Source organism: Nonomuraea roseoviolacea subsp. carminata, assembly GCF_024172185.1.
GTDB classification, from domain to species: Bacteria; Actinomycetota; Actinomycetes; order Streptosporangiales; family Streptosporangiaceae; genus Nonomuraea; species Nonomuraea roseoviolacea.
The window spans coordinates 6,436,227-6,452,374 of record NZ_JAMZEC010000001.1 but is presented as its reverse complement, the minus strand read 5'-3'; the positions used below and the strand labels follow the sequence as shown (position 1 = coordinate 6,452,374).

Genomic DNA, 16,148 nt, shown 5'->3' with positions numbered 1-16,148 from the left:
GTTTGCACGTGGGGAACTACGACGCGCTTCTGGTGCTTTCCTTCGGCGGGCCCGAGGGTCCCGACGACGTCATGCCGTTCCTGGAGAACGTGGTGCGGGGCCGTGGCGTGCCGCGCGAGCGGCTGCTGGAGGTGGCCGAGCACTACCTGGGCTTCGGCGGGGTCAGCCCGATCAATGAGCAGAACCGCGAGCTGGTCGAGGCGCTGCGCCCGGTCGCGGGCGTGCCGGTCTACTGGGGCAACCGCAACTGGCACCCGTTCGGCGAGGACACGGTGCGGCGGATGCGGGACGACGGCGTCCGCCGGGCGGCGGTGTTCGCCACCTCGGCGTTCGCCGGCTACTCGAGCTGCCGGCAGTACTACGAGGACATCGCGCGCATCTCCCTCGACGACGGCCCCGAGCTGGTCAAGATGCGGCACTACGGCGACCACCCGGGGTTCGTCGAGGCGATGGCCGACCACACCCGCCAGGCCCTCGACCGGCTGGGCCGCGACGACGCGCGGCTGGTGTTCACGGCGCACAGCATCCCGGTGAGCATGGCCCGCACCGCCGGGCCCGAGGGCGGCCTGTACGAGGCGCAGCTGCGCCGCTCCGCCGAGCTGGTCAGCCGGGCGCTCGGCCGCACCGAGCCGTGGGACCTGGTGTGGCAGTCGCGCAGCGGCCCGCCGCAGGTGCCGTGGCTGGAGCCCGACGTGTGCGACCACCTGCGCAAGCTCGACGCCCCGGCCGTGGTGCTGGTGCCGATCGGGTTCGTCTCCGACCACATGGAGGTCGTCTACGACCTCGACACGGAGGCCCGGCAGGTGGCCGCCGAGCTGGGGTTGCCCATGGAGCGGGCGGCGACGGCCGGCACGCATCCCGCGTTCGTGCGGATGGTGCGCGAGCTCATGGACGAGCCCGAGCCGGTGCCGTGCCCGCTGACCTGCTGCCCGGCGCCGGTCCGCCCGGCCCCCGCCGGGCGCTAGGAGCGCCCGGCCCCGCCGCCCGTCAGGACGCGTAGGCGCGGGCGTACCCCTCGGCGACGCCCATGACCTTGTTCACGTAGCCCCAGGAGTGGTTGTAGAACCAGATCGCCTTGCGCAGCTTCTGGCCGCCCTTGCCGGCGCCGTTCGCGCACAGGTAGTTGGCCGCTCCCGGGACCGCATCGTAGGGGCTCCAGATGTCGGCCTTGCCGTCGCCGTCGCCGTCCACGCCGTACACCTTCCAGGTGGCGGGCATGAACTGCATCGGCCCGAGCGCCCCGGCGCTGGACGGCCCGTTGTTGCGGCCGTGCGAGCTCTCGACCTGGCCGATGGCCGCCAGCACCGTCCACGACAGGCCGGGGCAGCGGGTGGCCGACCGCTTGTACAGCTCCAGGTAGCTGGACGGGCGGCCGCCGGTGGCGGGGCCGGTCGTGGGCGCCCCGGCGGTGGGGGCGGTGGCGGGGGTGCGGACCTTCTTCCTCTTCTCCGGGACGAGGGAGACGACCTGCGAGCCGGCGCCGAGCAGCCTGCGCACGCTCGCCCGGCTGATCGCGCCCCTGCCGTGCAGCAGCACCGCGACGCCGCGGGCCATCCGCAGCTCCTGGCCGCGCTCGGTGCTCACCAGGCCGTCCACGCCGCGCAGGCCGAGCGTGGCCGACGCGGCGACGCGCAGCCGCGGCCCGCCGTCCACCTGGTACTCCGCGCCCAGGGTGAGGCCCAGCCGGCGGGTGGCGGCGGCGTCGGCGACCATCTCGCCGCGGCCGACGGCGCTCCAGACGCCCGGGTGCGCGGCGACGGCCTTCGGCGTCCACGACCGGAAGACGACGGGGTCCACGGCGAGCAGGTTGAGCGGCGTCCCGGACACCTGGACGGCGCCCGCGTCCACGACGGCGACCTTCTCCACGTGCTTGACCTTGGCCAGGGCGAGGCGGACGCGCTTGGGCACCTCGGCGCGGGCGATGGCGATCAGGCTGGGCGGCGTCACGGTCACGCCGGGGCCGCCGGTCGCCTGGCCGGTGTCGCTGCTGACGGGCGCGGTGGTGGGTACGAGCTGGTCGAGGCGTACCTGCTGCCGTTCGCCGAGGCGGGCCTGCCGGACGGGCTCGCGGGCCGCGACGTCGTGCGGGTCTCCGCCGAGCAGCACGGCCACTCCCCCGCCGAGCGCCGTCAGGACGGCGACGGTGGCCGCCACGAGGAGCGTGGAGCGGAGGGGAAGATCGGACACGCGGGACACGTTAGCCGAATCGGCGGGAAAATCCGGTGCCGAACGGACATCCGCCGTGCCAAGGTGGGCGGCGACGACAGGAGGGTATGAGGTGGTCGGGCCTTACCGGGGGTTGTTCGACGGGCCCGGCGTCAAGGGATTCGTGCTGGCCGGGTTCGTCGGCCGGATGCCGATGTCCATGCTCGGCATCGGCATCGTGCTGCTGGTCTCGGGCCTGACCGAGTCGTACGCCACGGCCGGCGCCGTGGCCGCCACCACGAACCTCTCCTTCGCGGTCGCCGCCCCGATGAGCGGGCGGCTCGTGGACCGCTTCGGCCAGACGCGCGTCATCGCCCCGTTCGCCTCGCTCAACGCGCTGGCGCTGGCCGCGCTCATGCTGAGCGCGGGTCTCCGCCTGCCCGAGTGGACGCTGTACGCCGCGGCGCTGCTGGTGGGGGCCACCTCGTTGTCGCTCGGCTCGATGGTGCGGGCCCGCTGGTCGGCCCTGCACGGCGGCTCGCCGCGGCTGCACACGGCGTTCGCGTTCGAGTCGGTGGTGGACGAGGTGATCTTCGTGACGGGTCCGGCGCTGGTCACGGTCCTCGCCACCGAGATCAACCCGTTCGCGGGGCTGGCGGTGGCGCTGGTGTGCATGCTCGGCGGGTCGCTGGCGCTGGCCGGGCAGCGCAGCACGCAGCCGCCGGTCCAGCCCGTCCGGGGCGGCGGCGGCACGCCCATCCTCATCCCCGGCGTCGCCCTGCTGGCCTGCGTCTACCTGGGGCTCGGCGCGGTGTTCGGCTCGGTGGACCTGATCACGGTGGCGTTCGCCGAGGAGCACGGCGTGAAGGGCGCGGCCGGGTTCCTGCTGGCGGCGTTCGCGGGCGGGTCGATGGTGTCGGGCCTGTGGTTCGGGTCGCGGCACTGGCGGATCTCGCTGCGCGGGCGGTTCCTGCGGGCGCTGGCGGTGTTCGTGGCGGGGCTGACGCCGCTGACGTTCATCGGCGCCCCGTGGGTCATGGCGGGCTTCCTCTTCCTGGCCGGGCTGGCGATCTCGCCGACGCTCATCACGGGCTTCTCGCTGACCGAGCGGCTGGTGCCGCCGTCCCTGCTCACGGAGGGGATGGCCTGGATCTCCACCTCCATCGGGTTCGGGGTGGCGCTCGGCGCGTGGGCGGGCGGCCGGCTCACCGAGTCGGTCGGCGCGTCGGACGCGTACCTCTTCGCTCTGGCCGCCGCGCTCTTCGCCGCGCTCGTGGGCGCGGCAGGTTCGGGTTTGCTGAGACTTCCCGAAGCGGCTTCACCGGCCGAGAGCTGATCCGATAACGTCGGGACATCCCTCGCAACACCCTTCACATTGGATACGTTTCGTTATGTCCCGACAAAAGAGCTCACTCCTGGCCATCGCGGTTGTCACGCTCGCGCTGACACCGGTGCCCGCGCTGGCCCAGACCCCGACCCCCACGCCGGCCCCCAAGCCGGCGGTGGCCGCCAAGAAGCCGGCCGCCAAGAAGACGCCGGTGGACTGCGAGCAGGTCAAGTGCCTCGCGCTGACCTTCGACGACGGTCCCGGCAAGTACGCGGGCAAGCTCCTCGACACGCTCAAGAAGTACGACGCCAAGGCGACGTTCTTCCTGGAGGGCCAGTACGTCAAGGCCCGCCCGGCCTTCGTCAAGCGCATGGTCCAGGAGGGCCACGACGTCGGCAACCACAGCTACACGCATCCTGACTTCACCAAGCTCGAACCGGCGGCCATCCGGTCCGAGATCCAGAAGACCCAGGACGCCGTGAAGAAGGCGGCGGGCGTCGAGCCCAAGCTGCTGCGCCCGCCGTACGGGCTGGCCGACATCCAGGTCTCCGAGGTCGCCGCCGAGTTCGACATGCCGATCATCCTCTGGACGGCCGGCTCCCGCGACTGGGACACCAAGAACGTCGGCGCCATCGAGAAGCAGACGCTCGCGGTGGCCCAGCAGGACGGCATCATCCTCATGCACGACTGGGTGAAGCAGACCGTGGACGCCATGCCGTCGCTCATCAAGACGCTGCAGGGCAAGGGCTACCACCTGGTCACGGTGTCCGACATCGTGAAGCGGCAGAATCTCCAGCCCGGTGACGCCTTCCCGCTTCCGGAGGGCTGGGAAAACTGAGTATCGTTCACGTTTGACGGAACGAGCCTCGGAGGGGCGTCCATGGTCTTCACGAACTGGGCACGCAACCAGTCGGTCACCCCTCACGAGGTGCGCACGCCCGCCTCGGCGGACGAGGTCGCGCGCGCGGTGCGCGACGCCGCCGCGGCCGGGCGGCGCGTCCGCATGGTCGGAACGGGCCACTCCTTCACCGGGGTGGCCCTCACCGACGGCCTCCTGCTGCGGCCCACGGCGCTCACCGGCGTGCGCTCCTTCGACGGCGACCGGGTCACCGTGCTCGCCGGCACGCCGCTCAAGCTCCTCAACGAGCTGCTGCACGAGCGCGGCCTGGCCCTGGCCAACATGGGCGACATCACCGAGCAGACCGTCGCCGGCGCCATCCAGACCGGCACCCACGGCACGGGCCGCGACAGCGGGGGGCTCGCCGACCAGGTCACCGAGCTGGAGCTGGTGCTCGCCGACGGCTCCCTGGCCACGGCCGTCCCCGGCGACGACCTGTTCGACGCCGCCCGGGTCGGGCTCGGGGCGCTCGGCGTGCTGACCGCCGTGACGTTCCGGGTGGAGCCCGCGTTCCTGCTGCGCAACCGGCGCCGTCGGGCCACCCTGACCGGCATCCTCGGCACGCTCGACCAGATCACCGCCGGCAACGAGCACCTCGACTTCTTCTGGCTGCCGCACACCGACACCTGCCTGGTCAAGACCAACAACCGCGACCCGGGCCCGGCCAGCCCTCCTGGCGCGTTCAAGCACTGGCTGGACAACGTCTTCCTGGAGAACACCCTGTTCGGCGCCGCCTGCGCCACCGGCGCCCGCTTCCCCGGGCTGATCCCGCGCATCAACGCCGTCAGCGCGGCGGCGCTCGGCGACTCCGAGGCGGTCGACGCCTCCTACCGGGTCTTCACCTCACGGCGCGACGTGCGGTTCCTGGAGATGGAGTACGCCGTGCCGCGCGAGCACCTCGCCCAGGCCCTGCGCGAGACGCGCGACCTGGTCGACCGGATGGACTGGAAGATCACCTTCCCGGTGGAGGTGCGGGTGTCGCCGCCGAGCGACGCGTGGCTGTCCACCGCGTACGGGCGGGCGACGGGCTACATCGCCTGCCACATGTACCGGCCGACCCCGCACCCGGCGTACTTCGAGGGCGTCGAGGAGATCATGGTCCGGCTGGGCGGGCGGCCGCACTGGGGCAAGCTGCACACGCGGGACGCCGCGTACCTGAAGGGCGTCTATCCGCGCTTCGCGGACTTCGTGGCGCTGCGCGACCGGCTCGACCCGGACCGGCTGTTCGCCAACGACTACCTGGACCAGGTCCTCGGCCCCTGACCCTCACTGCGGGATGACCTCGTCGGTGTCGGGCCGCGGCTCCTCCTGCCCCACGTCCGGCTCGGTGGGCTCCTCCGGCGGCGCGCTCGTGGCGGACTCGGTCGGCCGGGCCGGGCCGCTCTGGGTGCGCGTGGCCGTCGGGCCGGTCGGGGCAGAGGTGGGTGTGGTCGTGGCGGTGCTCGTGGCCCGGGTGCGGGACGGCGTCGGCGTGGGGCTCGGGGTGGGCGTTCCCGGCTCGGCGGTGCTCTCGGCCCGGGTGGGCGCGGGCGCGGTGGCCCGTGGGGCGGGGTCGTGGTCGGTCTTGTCCCGGCGTACCGGCGCGACCTTCCGCTCGGCGGCGGGCACCTGGCCGGTGAGCTGCTCGTGGACGGTCGTGTGGGCGAGGCCCTGGTAGGCGAGGATGCTGCCCATGCTCACCCCGAACACCACGCCCGCGGCGGCGGCCACCTTTCCCCAGGCCGGCACGCGCCGCAGAGAGGCACGAGTGGGGGCGGGGGTGGGGGTGACGGTGCCGCCGGGCTGCGCGGGAAGGACCGCGGTCTCGGGGGCGGCCTGCGCGGGGAGCAGCGCGGTCTCGGCGGCGGGTCGCGCGGGGAGGGGCGCGGTCTCGGCGGCGACCTGGGCGGGAAGGACCGCGGTCTCGCCGGCGGCCTGCGCGGGAAGGGGCGCGGTCGCCTCGGTGGCGGACGGGGGCGCCGCGGAGGAACGCGTGGCGGACGGGGGCGCCGCGGAGGAACGCGTGGCGGACGGGAGCGCCGCGAAGGAACGCGTGGCGGAGGACGGCGTGGCGGAGGCGGTGACGGGCGGCATCACCACGGTCGCGTCATTCGCCCCGGCTTCGGCGGCCGTCGCCTGAACGGCGGCGACCTGAACAGCGGTGGCCTGAACAGCGGTGGCCTGAACGGCTGTGGCGAGCGCTCCTTGCCGGGCGTCCTGCCGCTCCTCGTCCTCCCACTCCTGGCGGCGCCGGACGATCGACGTGCGCCGGATGACCTGGTCGCCGGTCTGCTTGAGGTAGTGCGTGTAGACGGCGGTGCCGACCGTGCTGGCCACGCTGACCACGGCGGCGCCTATCACCGTTCCCGCGACCCCCAGGTAGGACGCCGCCACCGCGGCCGTCACGGACGCGAGGGCGCTTCCCCCGATCTGCGGCACGCTCAGCTCGAACTTCCGCTGCTCGCCGCCCATGCCTCGGATCAGTCCTCTCTCTCGTCATGCGTTAGGTAAAGAGCTTCCTGTGAATAGACGCGAGCGCGTGTCCTGTTGTTCCTGTGACGTGGGTGACAGGCACCCTCAGGGCTCGTGCCCCGACGATCCGGCCCGCGCTTCGAGCGCGTCGACCCGCGTGTCCCCCTGACGTGCACGCGTGGCTCCCTCTTCCGTGTTCGGCCCGTCTCGTGTGTCCGGCACGTGATCCGCGTCAGATCCGCCTTCCGGGTGAGGTCGGCGTTCCGTGTCCGGTTCGTGTACGTCGCCGCGGCCGTGGCGACGGCCGCCGCCACGGTGGCGTCCCCCGCGATGACGCCCGCCTCGGGAGTGGCCGGCCGCCCCGTCCCGGTCGAGAACGCCCGCCCGTACATCGTGACGGCGCGGGACCGGGCCGCCGCGCGTGACCTCGTCGGCGAGGTGCGCTGGCGGGTGCGGCGGTACTACACGGCGGCGCTGCCGGGGTTCGCGACGTGGCTGACCGCCGCCGAGGTCAGTGAGCTGCGCGCCGACTCGCGTGTACGGGCCGTCGAGCCGGACGTGCCGACCTGGCCGCTTCCGGAACGGGAGGCCACGCCGGGGAATGCCTCCGGGGACGGCGGCGGAGTGACGGTGTACCTGGTGGACAGCGGTGTGGAGGTGAACCGGGAGGAGTTCGGGGACCGGGCCTGGCACGCGTTCGACGCCACGGGCGGCACCGGGGACGACTGCACCGGCCATGGCACGCGCGCGGCGCGCCTGGTCGCCGGGCGGGAGCACGGGGTGGCGCCGCGGGCCGGGATCGCCTCGGTGCGGGTGCTGGGCTGCGGCCCGACCGGCAGCCTCTCGGACACGATCGCCGGGCTCGACTGGGTGCGCAGGCACGCCCGCGAACCCGCCGTCGCCGTGCTCGGGGTCACCAGCACACCCCCGCACCCGCGCACCACGGGCTCGACGTCACCCGCCACGGGACCGGCGACGCCCGCCACGAACTCGACGTCGCCCGCCACGGGATCGGCGACGCTCGACACGGCCGTGCGGCGGCTCGCCCGCTCCGGCGTCCCCGTCGCGACGAGCCCCGAGGAGGCCGCCGCCGCCATCCGGAACCTGCGCCCCCACGACCGGGCCACCCGCTCCGGCGACCTCCCTGATCCGGGGCTCCATCCCTCCACCTGGCCGTCCAGTTCCGCCTCTTGGCCGAAGTGGACGGCGGGAACGGCCGCCATTCGCCAGAATCCGTCGAGGACTCTCCGGACCGGCGGGCTCTGAAAAGGATGGAAACGACAAATGTGACCGGCGTCACATCGTCCCGGGGCTATCCCAGGAAGGCGATGTTCGGACATGCCGGGTACGGTGCTGGCAGGCAACCGGCACACGCGAGAGACTCAAGGGTCCGGGGGAAGAATGAGCACGCTGACGAAGGGACTCGCATGCAGGAGCTCCGACTCGTCGCGGTAAGTGAGGACGGCACCTATCTCGTGCTGGCGACTGCCGGGCGAGGCACCCGCTTCACACTTCCCGTGGACGACCGGCTCCGTGCTGCCGTCCGCGGCAACTTCTCCCGTCTCGGCCAGTACGAGATCGAAGTGGAGAGTCCGTTGCGCCCCAAGGAGATCCAGGCGCGCATCCGCGCGGGAGAGACCGCGGAGGAGATCGCCGCGACCGCCGGCATCCCGGTCGAACGCGTCCGCTGGTTCGAGGGACCGGTGCTCCAGGAGCGCGAGTACGTCGCCCAGCAGGCGCAGCGCGTCGCCGTCCGCATGCCAGGCGAGTCCTCGTCCGGCCCCACGCTCGGCGAGCTGGTCGCCGAGCGGCTCACCCGCCGTGGCGTGCCCACCGACGAGATCGACTGGGACTCCGCCAAGCGCGACGACGGCCTCTGGCGCGTCAAGCTCGGCTACGTGTGGAACGGTCACACGCGGCACGCCGAATGGCTCTTCGACCCGCGCCGCCGCCACGTGACCCCCCACGACGACGAGGCGCTGCGGCTGTCGTCGGCCGACTTCGACCCGAGCCCTCCGGTGGAGGACACCACGGTCACGCCGTTCGCGCCGCGGGTGGCCAAGCTGCAGCCGGTCCCGCCGCTGGCCTCCTCCGACCCGGTGCCGTTCCCCTCGGTGGCGCGGCGCGACTCGGAGGCCGAGGAGCCCGCGGTGGGCTTCCCCTCGCCTTCGCGCGGCACGGAGGGCATCTACGGGCGCCCGCCGGGCGAGTTCGGCTTCGACCGTCCCCCGGCCTCGTCCCCCGGCGCGTCCGCCTCGGGCGCCGCCGGCTCCGGGGATCAGGCGGGCGCGGAAGCTCCGGGCGCGGGCGACCGCGGGGACGCGCAGTCCCGTCCCGGCGACTCTTCGCGCCGTGGCGGCGCTCCGGCGTGGCTGCCTGACTTCGGCGCCGGCCGTACGAGCGACCGCGGCACGGGGCACGAGGCGGAGGCGTACTACGCGCCCGCCACGCACCCGTCCCAGCAGCGTCCCGCGGACACGTCCCAGCAACGTCCCGCCGACGCGTTCCCCGGAACGCCGTCCGGCCAGACGCCCAGCCAGCCGACCCCGGCGTTCCTGCCGGTCACGCCGCCGCCGTCCGACACGGGCCGGGCGCCCGAGTCCCCGTCGGAGGCCGTTCCCGGGCAGACCTCATCCACTGGCGCCGTTCCCGGACAGACCTCACCCGCTGAGACCGTCCCCGGACAGACCTCGCCCGCTGAGGCCGTTCCGGGGCAGACCTCGCCTGAGGCGGTCACGGAGCAGGCTCCCACGGGGACCGACGTTCCGACCTCGCCTGAGACCGCTGCCCCGACTTCGTCCGAGACCGCAGTCCCGGCCGCCGCCTCGACCGGAACGGAGGCGCCTTCGGAGGCGGCGCCTGCCGCCGCCGAGACGTCACCGGCCACGGCGCCCTCCGAGGGCACTGCTCCCTCCGAGGGCACGGCGCGTGATGCTCAGCCGGACGAGACCCCGCGACCGGAGGCCGCCCTCCCTGCTGCGGCCACGCAGCCTGAGGACGCCCAGCCTGCCGCGGACACCCAGCCCGAAGCCGCTCTGCCCGCTGAGGGCACGCAGCCTGAAGTAGCCCCGAGCACCGGGGAAGAGGCCGCGCCCGCAACCGCAGTCGAGACGGCCGCCGATGCCGCGCCGCAGCCCGTCGAGACAGCTTCGACCGAGCCCACCGGTGAGACCGCCGCGTCCACGACCACGTCGCCCGCGGAGCCCACCGGCGCACCGGTCGCGGCGACGCCCGACGCGCCCGCCACCGAGCCCAGCACCGAGCCCAGCACCGAGCCGTCCGGCACCGAGACGCCGACCGACGAGGCGGTGACCGACGACACCGCGCAGTCGAGCGCGCCCTCCACCACGGCCGCCGAGCCCGGCAGCACACCAGCCGCCGACACGCCCGACGCGCCCGCCACCGGGCCCAGCACCGAGACACCCGCAGCCCAGGCGCCGGCGGACGACACCACGGAGTCCGCCGCACCCGCCACCACAACCGCTGAGGAGACCCAGGCCGCCTCCGCACCTGCTGAGGCACCCCCGGCGACCCCGGCCGCCGAAGCGCCTCCGGCCACTGAGGTGTCTGCGGAGACCCCGACCGCCGAGCCCGGCAGCACACCAGCCGCCGACACGCCCGACGCGCCTGTCGCCGAGACCACCGCCGAGCCGTCCGGCACCGGGACGCCCGCCGCCACGACCGGCGAGGCGACGCCGGCGGCCTCGGAGGAGTCGAAGCCGCCCGTACCCAAGCCGAAGCCGGCGCCCACCCCACAGCCATCCCCCCAGAAGGAGGAGACGGCTCAGGTGAACGACGCCGCCGACGAGGACACGCCCACCGGCACTGCGGACAAGGACGCGGTGGACAAGGCCGCTGCGGCCAAGGAAGCGGTGCACAAGGAAGCGGTGGACAAGGACACGGCCGCCAAGGACGACGAGCCCAAGGCAGCCGGCCCCAAGGACGAGCCCAAGCCCGACCCCCGCAACGACCGGGGCAAGCGAGGCAAGGACGGATCCCCCGTTCCGGTGCCCTCGCCGCCGCCCGCGCCGGCGGCCCGGCAGGCGCGCAAGGGTTCGAGGGGGCGCCGCGCCTCGGTGCCCACGTGGGACGAGATCATGTTCGGCGCCCGGCGCCAGGACTGACGGAGAACCAGGCCTGACGGATCGGGCGGCATCCTGGGCGACGCCTGTGCAACGGCGTCCCCAGGGCCGCCACCCTGGCCCGTGCCGTCAGGAGGCCGGAGCGCCGCCCCCGCCCGCCCTCTGGTCGTCGGACGCGCGAGGCCGCCCCTCGCCGTCTCCATCGACCGTTCCTCCCGGCGCGTCACCCGCCCCGGCAGGCGGCCTCGCCTCAGAACCCGCCGCCGCGGAGGACCCCTCCTCAGCGCCCGCCCCCGGCGCTCGCACGGACGACCGATCCTCAGCACCCGCCCCCGGCAGGAACGGCGCAACCCAGTCCGGCGTCACCTCGACCGGCAGCCCCACCACCTGGGCCCGGGACACGTCCACGGCCTCGTAGCCGCCCTTCCCCGCGCCGACCCCGGCGATCAGCGTGAACACCCCGGCCCGCCGCTGGAACCACGTCTGCCTGACGCGCCAGCCCACCACCGCGCGGCGTTCCACCACGGCCTGCGAGCGCCGCAGCGAGCCCGAGCGGACCGCCAGCCGCACCCCGTCGTACCCGTGGCCCAGCGAGCGGTAGCGGTCGAGCCCCAGCGGCACGCCCAGGACCGCCAGCAGCAGCGCCGGCACGGCGAGGAACCACCACAGCGACGACCCCGTCACCGCCTCCCCCAGCACCGCCAGCACCGCCAGCGCCGCCCACGGGAAGACCGCGCGGAACAGGCGCCGGTTGCGGGCGATGGGCGGATGGGGGCGCAGCTCGGCCCGGTAGGGTCCGACGGCGTCGGCCGTGACCTGGAAGGCGACCGGCCGCGGCACGTCCGGCAGGAGCTGGCCGCGGGTGGAGGAGTCGCCGAGCCCGGTCACGATCGCCCAGACGCGTACGACCCCGGCCCAGCGCTCCGCGAAGCCTTCGACGATCTCGTACCCGCGCACCCGCCTGGACTCCAGCGACACGTTGCGCCGGTTGATCAGCCCCCGCTCGGCCACGAGGTAGCCGTCGCGCTCCATGAGCCGGAAGTCCCAGTTGAACACCGCGTACATGAGGCCGCCCGCGAACGGCATCGCCAGCACGAGCAGCACGGCCACCCCGAGCAGCAGGTACGGGTGGTGCCACAGCCATTCGCCGGCCGTCCAGGCGGCGTCGCGGCCGAAGCCCAGGTCGTTCCCCCACTGGAACGCCAGCCCGACGGCGCCGCCGGCCAGCGCGAACGGGGTCAGCAGGTACGTGCCGGACAGCGGGCCGTACAGCAGCCACACCCGCGGCACCTCGATGATCGTGCGGCCGGAGCGGCGCGCGGCCGATGCCTCGCCGGCGAGCGGCCCGGCGGGGGCGGGGACGCCGGCGGCGGCGGGGCGGGCCCGGCGCAGCAGGACGGCCTTCAGCCGCTCGGCCTCCCCCTGCGTGACGCCGTCGAGCCTGCCCTCCTCGTCGCCGCCGCTCGCCCCCGTGTCGATCTTGAGGACGGCCAGGCCGAGGACCCGGTGCAGGGGCGGGGTGGAGACGTCGACGCCGCGGATGCGTTCGAGCGGAATGGTGCGCACGGAGCGGCTGACGAGCGAGCGTCTGATCTCCAGCCGGTCGCCCAGCACCTCGTACGTGAGCGTGGCCCACCTGACCACGGCGAACGCGACGGTGCCGGCGAGACCGACGGCGGCCCAGACGTACGAGCGGCCGGAGAAGCCGCCCACGAACAGCACGCCGACCAGCGGCAGCAACAGGGACGGCAGCATCCGCACGGGGTCGATGAGCAGCACCTTGGGACTGAGCCGCAACGGCGCGACCGACTCACGCCCCACCGGCGGCACCGGGCCCGGAGGCATCCCACCCGGGGGCATGCCACCCGGCGGCACACCACGCGGGGGCATCCCACCCGGCGGCATCCCGCCCTGAGGCGGGCCCCCCGGCGGCGGGCCCATCGGCGGCGGCCCCATCGGTGCGGGGTCCTGGGGCGGCTGCGCGGGATGGGTCATGTGGCGTCGTCCCTGAGCTGCTCGGCGCGGTGCGCCAGCCGCTCGGCCAGCCCCGCCGCCACCGCGTAGTCGAGCCCCTTGATGGTGGACGAGCCCGCGTGCGAGGCGGTGCGGATCTCCAGTGTCGCCAGCCCGAGCGCCCGCTCCAGCCAGCCCTGGGCCTTGTCGACCGTCTGGATGCGGCTCACCGGCACGAACACCCACTCCCTGGTCAGGAACCCGGTCCGCGCGTACACGACGTCCCCGGACAGCTCCCAGCGGTGCACGGCGTACCGGACGAACGGCTCGGCCAGCAGGAACGGCGTCGTCAGCACGCCCACGGCGACCGGCAGCAGCCAGGGCCGGGCCGCGAACCAGTCGGGCACCCACGGCCACCCGCTCCCCCCGACCCACCTTCCGGCCAGGAACGAGCCGCCGACCAGCAGCACGAAGGCGACCAGCGCCTCCATCAGCCAGAGCCGGACGGCCTTGGGCGAGACGCGGTGCGCCGGATCCCGTAGCGGGCCAGTTGCGGTCACGCAAACCAGCTTAAGCCGCGCCCGCCCCCGGGCGATCTCTCCCGGATCCCCGCCGGCCGCATCCTCCGCCGGGAATCCGGCGCCGCGCGGGCGGCCGGACGGTGACGACCGGCCTCGCCTGCGAATACACGGTCTCGATGTCGGGTTTCTGGCCCCTTTGGGTCTCTTTACCATTCACCGACCTTCGCGAAACGGTCGGCGCACGCCTCATGGCCGCGTAGCATCATGCGACATGGGGCTGTGTAACACGACTGGACGCATGGGACCCATCGTTGTCACTGTGACAGCGGTGGCGGCCATGCTGGCCTTGTCGGGATGCGGCGCCAGTTTCCTGGTGGGCAGATCGGAGGCCAAGGAGATCGCGCAGATCAACGTCTCCAGCCCCGAGCTGCGCGAAGGCGAGCCGCTGCCGCGCGAGTACTCGTGCGAGGGCACCCAGGGCAGCCCGCCGCTGCGCTGGTCCAGCGAGCCGCTCCCCCAGGCGAAGTCGATCGCGATCGTGGTCGACTCCCACACGCAGTCCGAGTCGGGCGTGCAGTGGGTGCTGTACAACATCCCCGCGACCACCACCGAGCTCGGCCCCGGAGCGGCGGAGAACCCTCCGGACGGCTCCAGCCAGGCCCGGGTGACCAGCGGGAAGGTCGGCTACCAGCCTCCGTGCGCGCGAGGCGTGAGCTACCGCTTCACGGTCTACACGCTGTCGGCGAAGGTGCAGGCGAAGGAGGGCGCTCCCCTCCCCGAGATCCTGCGGGAGATCGCCGACAAGACCATCGCCCGAGGTCGACTGACGGCGGTGAACATCGAGTGAGGTTCCAAACACCCGGTGTAGTAATCGTTACCAATTCTTCGCTTAGGGTGTGACAACGCTCGCAGTGGTCCGACACAATCAGATCCAATTGTCAGGCGCTGGTGATCAATGGGGGCAGGTCGCGTCGATGGCCGCGCGACCTCACCGGCGCCACAGGGAGGCCATGGCATTGAGGGTGGTGCAATGATCGCGGTCGTAGTCAGCTTGGTCGCTGTCGTGCTCCTCGTGATCGCTGTCGTGGCACTGGGCATGCGTTCGATGAGCCGGCGGGAGAGCTCGCTTCCTCCGGAGCGGCTGAAGCAGATGATCGAGAAGGAAGAGCAGACCCACGCTCGGTCCACGGACGAGTTCGCCGCCCACGAGCCCCGCATGGCCAACTTCAGCCCGGACTTCAGCCCCATCGACGAGGTCAAGCCCAAACCGGTGCGCACCGGTCAGCGTGGCAAGCGCGGCGTCGACGAGTGGGGCAACCCGACGAACGACGAGGACGACGAGGAGTTCTGGGCCACCATCCGCAGCGACGCCACCGAGGGCGGCTTCGGCGCCGGTGGCACCGTCGCGGCCCGCAAGGGCGCCGCCCGCCCCGTCGAGCGTGACGAGCGCGAGCCCGCCGCCCCCCGCCCCGCCGAGCGCGAGCCCGAGCGGCCCGCGGCGGCCCGTCCCGCCGGGCGTGAGCGCACCGGTGAGCGCAAGCGTCCCGCCCGCCGCGAGGCCGCCGCCGTCGATCCCGACGCCACCACCGTCCAGGCGGCGCTGCCGCAGCGGACGCAGCGGCCGCGCCGCGAGCCCGCCGCTCCCGTCCCCGCTCCCACGGCCGGCCTCGCCGACCTGGTCGAGCCCGTGCAGCCCCGTCCCGTCCCGTCGGCGTCCGACCTGGCCGACCAGCGCACGGTGACGTTCGCGGCCCCGCCCGCCGACGTGATGAGCATCCTCGGCGCCGGCGCCAAGCCGGTGCCCGCCAACCGCCCCGACCCGCTGCCCTCCGGCTCCCTGTCCAGCAACGGGGCGCCGGCCACCAGCGGCTCCTTCCCGGCCGTGGGCGCCCCCGGCTCCCTGTCCAGCAACGGCGTCGCCACCGGCCCGCTGCCCACCACCGGCCCGGTGACCGGCTCGTTCGCCGCCGCGGGCGGCGCGTTCAGCCCGGCGAGCAGCGGCTCCTTCCCCGCCACGCCGGTCGCCCCCATCCACGGGGCGCCGACGAGCGACCCGTTCCCGGCGGCCAACAACGCGGCCGACGCCCTCGACGCCGGCTGGAACTCTCCCGCCGCGCCGACCGCGTCCGGCTCCTGGCCGTCGCACGACATCCTCGACGACTCCCCGGCTCCGGCTCCGGCCGCCGCCTCCGGTCCTTCCGGGTCGTGGCCGGGCTTCCAGCCGCAGCAGCCGTCCGGCTCCTACCCGGCCTCGTACGAGGTGCGGGCCGGCTGGGCCGTGGCTGACGACAGCGACCCGCTGACCGGCCCCTCCCCGGCGACGGGCGTGCCCACCGCTCCGGCGCGCGCGGTCTCGCCCCACGACGACGTGCTGTCGGCGCCGCCCGTGCCGCAGTCCATCGCGTACGAGACGGGTGACTTCACCAGCGCGGCCGGCCAGCCCGGCGGCCCCGGCTGGCCCGAGTCGCCGTCCACCGGCGGCACGGGCGGCTGGCCCACCTACAACGAGATGTACGGCAAGTCCGAGGCCCCGCGTCCGGGCCAGAACGGCGGCGGCCGCGGCCGTCGCCGGGCCACCCCCGAGCCGGACTTCCCCGACTACTACCGCTGATCCCGCCGCGGGGCCGTCCCGTTCACGGCCCCGCGAGAGTGACGGCGGCCGGCGTCGCAGCCAGGCGCGCCGCCGCGCCAGCCCTGGATTGCGTAAAACCCGGTGACGACCCTGAAGCCCCGCCCCGGCGGGGCACTAGGGTTTGCGGCATGACCGGCGA

At 74.1% G+C, this 16,148-nt stretch carries 12 protein-coding genes; 8 read left to right on the top strand and 4 right to left on the bottom strand.

What is annotated here, in order from left to right; genetic code table 11:
* Nucleotides 1-8 precede the first annotated feature (8 nt).
* Nucleotides 9-965, top strand: a complete 957-nt coding sequence (locus HD595_RS29835) for a ferrochelatase (protein ID WP_253774762.1) — start codon at nucleotides 9-11, stop codon at nucleotides 963-965.
* 22 nt (nucleotides 966-987) lie between these two features.
* Here HD595_RS29835 and HD595_RS29830 read toward each other — a convergent pair whose 3' ends face one another.
* Nucleotides 988-2,187 (bottom strand): lytic transglycosylase domain-containing protein, encoded by a 1,200-nt coding sequence (locus HD595_RS29830; RefSeq protein ID WP_253774761.1) that lies wholly within the window; start codon nucleotides 2,185-2,187, stop codon nucleotides 988-990.
* A 91-nt stretch (nucleotides 2,188-2,278) separates the two neighbouring features.
* Here HD595_RS29830 and HD595_RS29825 point away from each other — a divergent pair, with 91 nt between their 5' ends.
* The 3 genes from HD595_RS29825 to HD595_RS29815 are packed head-to-tail and all read left to right on the top strand — an operon-like array spanning nucleotide 2,279 to nucleotide 5,633.
* Nucleotides 2,279-3,481: an MFS transporter gene (locus HD595_RS29825; RefSeq protein ID WP_253774760.1), complete on the top strand. Its 1,203-nt coding sequence runs from the start codon at nucleotides 2,279-2,281 to the stop codon at nucleotides 3,479-3,481.
* 55 nt (nucleotides 3,482-3,536) lie between these two features.
* A complete protein-coding gene (locus HD595_RS29820; protein ID WP_253774759.1) occupies nucleotides 3,537-4,310 on the top strand; it encodes a polysaccharide deacetylase family protein in 774 nt (257 codons plus the stop codon).
* 42 nt (nucleotides 4,311-4,352) lie between these two features.
* Nucleotides 4,353-5,633, top strand: coding sequence for a D-arabinono-1,4-lactone oxidase (locus HD595_RS29815; protein WP_253774758.1), 1,281 nt, complete (start codon nucleotides 4,353-4,355; stop codon nucleotides 5,631-5,633).
* Between the two features lie 3 nt (nucleotides 5,634-5,636).
* Here HD595_RS29815 and HD595_RS29810 read toward each other — a convergent pair whose 3' ends face one another.
* On the bottom strand, nucleotides 5,637-6,821 hold the full coding sequence (locus HD595_RS29810; protein ID WP_253774757.1) for a hypothetical protein: 1,185 nt from the start codon (nucleotides 6,819-6,821) through the stop codon (nucleotides 5,637-5,639).
* A gap of 222 nt (nucleotides 6,822-7,043) precedes the next feature.
* On the opposite strand from HD595_RS29810, the gene HD595_RS29805 reads away from it, so the two are divergent.
* Together HD595_RS29805 and sepH are read left to right on the top strand one after the other, a co-directional pair.
* Nucleotides 7,044-8,087, top strand: a complete 1,044-nt coding sequence (locus HD595_RS29805) for a S8 family serine peptidase (RefSeq protein ID WP_253774756.1) — start codon at nucleotides 7,044-7,046, stop codon at nucleotides 8,085-8,087.
* Nucleotides 8,088-8,248: 161 nt separating this feature from the next.
* Nucleotides 8,249-10,945, top strand: coding sequence for a septation protein SepH (sepH, locus tag HD595_RS29800; protein WP_253774755.1), 2,697 nt, complete (start codon nucleotides 8,249-8,251; stop codon nucleotides 10,943-10,945).
* A gap of 87 nt (nucleotides 10,946-11,032) precedes the next feature.
* On the opposite strand, the gene HD595_RS29795 is transcribed toward sepH, so the two are convergent.
* Together HD595_RS29795 and HD595_RS29790 are read right to left on the bottom strand one after the other, a co-directional pair.
* Nucleotides 11,033-12,724 (bottom strand): PH domain-containing protein, encoded by a 1,692-nt coding sequence (locus HD595_RS29795; protein ID WP_253781360.1) that lies wholly within the window; start codon nucleotides 12,722-12,724, stop codon nucleotides 11,033-11,035.
* A gap of 170 nt (nucleotides 12,725-12,894) precedes the next feature.
* Entirely contained in the window at nucleotides 12,895-13,416 is a 522-nt protein-coding gene (locus tag HD595_RS29790) for a PH domain-containing protein (RefSeq protein ID WP_253774754.1), read from the bottom strand.
* Between the two features lie 280 nt (nucleotides 13,417-13,696).
* On the opposite strand from HD595_RS29790, the gene HD595_RS29785 reads away from it, so the two are divergent.
* Both HD595_RS29785 and HD595_RS29780 read left to right on the top strand, forming a co-directional pair.
* A complete protein-coding gene (locus HD595_RS29785; protein ID WP_253774753.1) occupies nucleotides 13,697-14,224 on the top strand; it encodes a YbhB/YbcL family Raf kinase inhibitor-like protein in 528 nt (175 codons plus the stop codon).
* A gap of 225 nt (nucleotides 14,225-14,449) precedes the next feature.
* Complete coding sequence (locus HD595_RS29780; RefSeq protein WP_253774752.1) at nucleotides 14,450-15,988, top strand: hypothetical protein; 1,539 nt, start codon at nucleotides 14,450-14,452, stop codon at nucleotides 15,986-15,988.
* The last annotated feature ends 160 nt before the right edge of the window (nucleotides 15,989-16,148 follow it).

What these genes read in the sequence shown, in the direction of transcription:
- HD595_RS29820 (WP_253774759.1), top strand. Translation starts at nt 3,537, where the DNA reads ATGTCCCGACAAAAGAGCTCACTCCTGGCCATCGCGGTTGTCACGCTC.
- HD595_RS29815 (WP_253774758.1), top strand. Translation starts at nt 4,353, where the DNA reads ATGGTCTTCACGAACTGGGCACGCAACCAGTCGGTCACCCCTCACGAG.
- HD595_RS29810 (WP_253774757.1), bottom strand. Translation starts at nt 6,821, where the DNA reads ATGGGCGGCGAGCAGCGGAAGTTCGAGCTGAGCGTGCCGCAGATCGGG.
- sepH (WP_253774755.1), top strand. Translation starts at nt 8,249, where the DNA reads ATGCAGGAGCTCCGACTCGTCGCGGTAAGTGAGGACGGCACCTATCTC.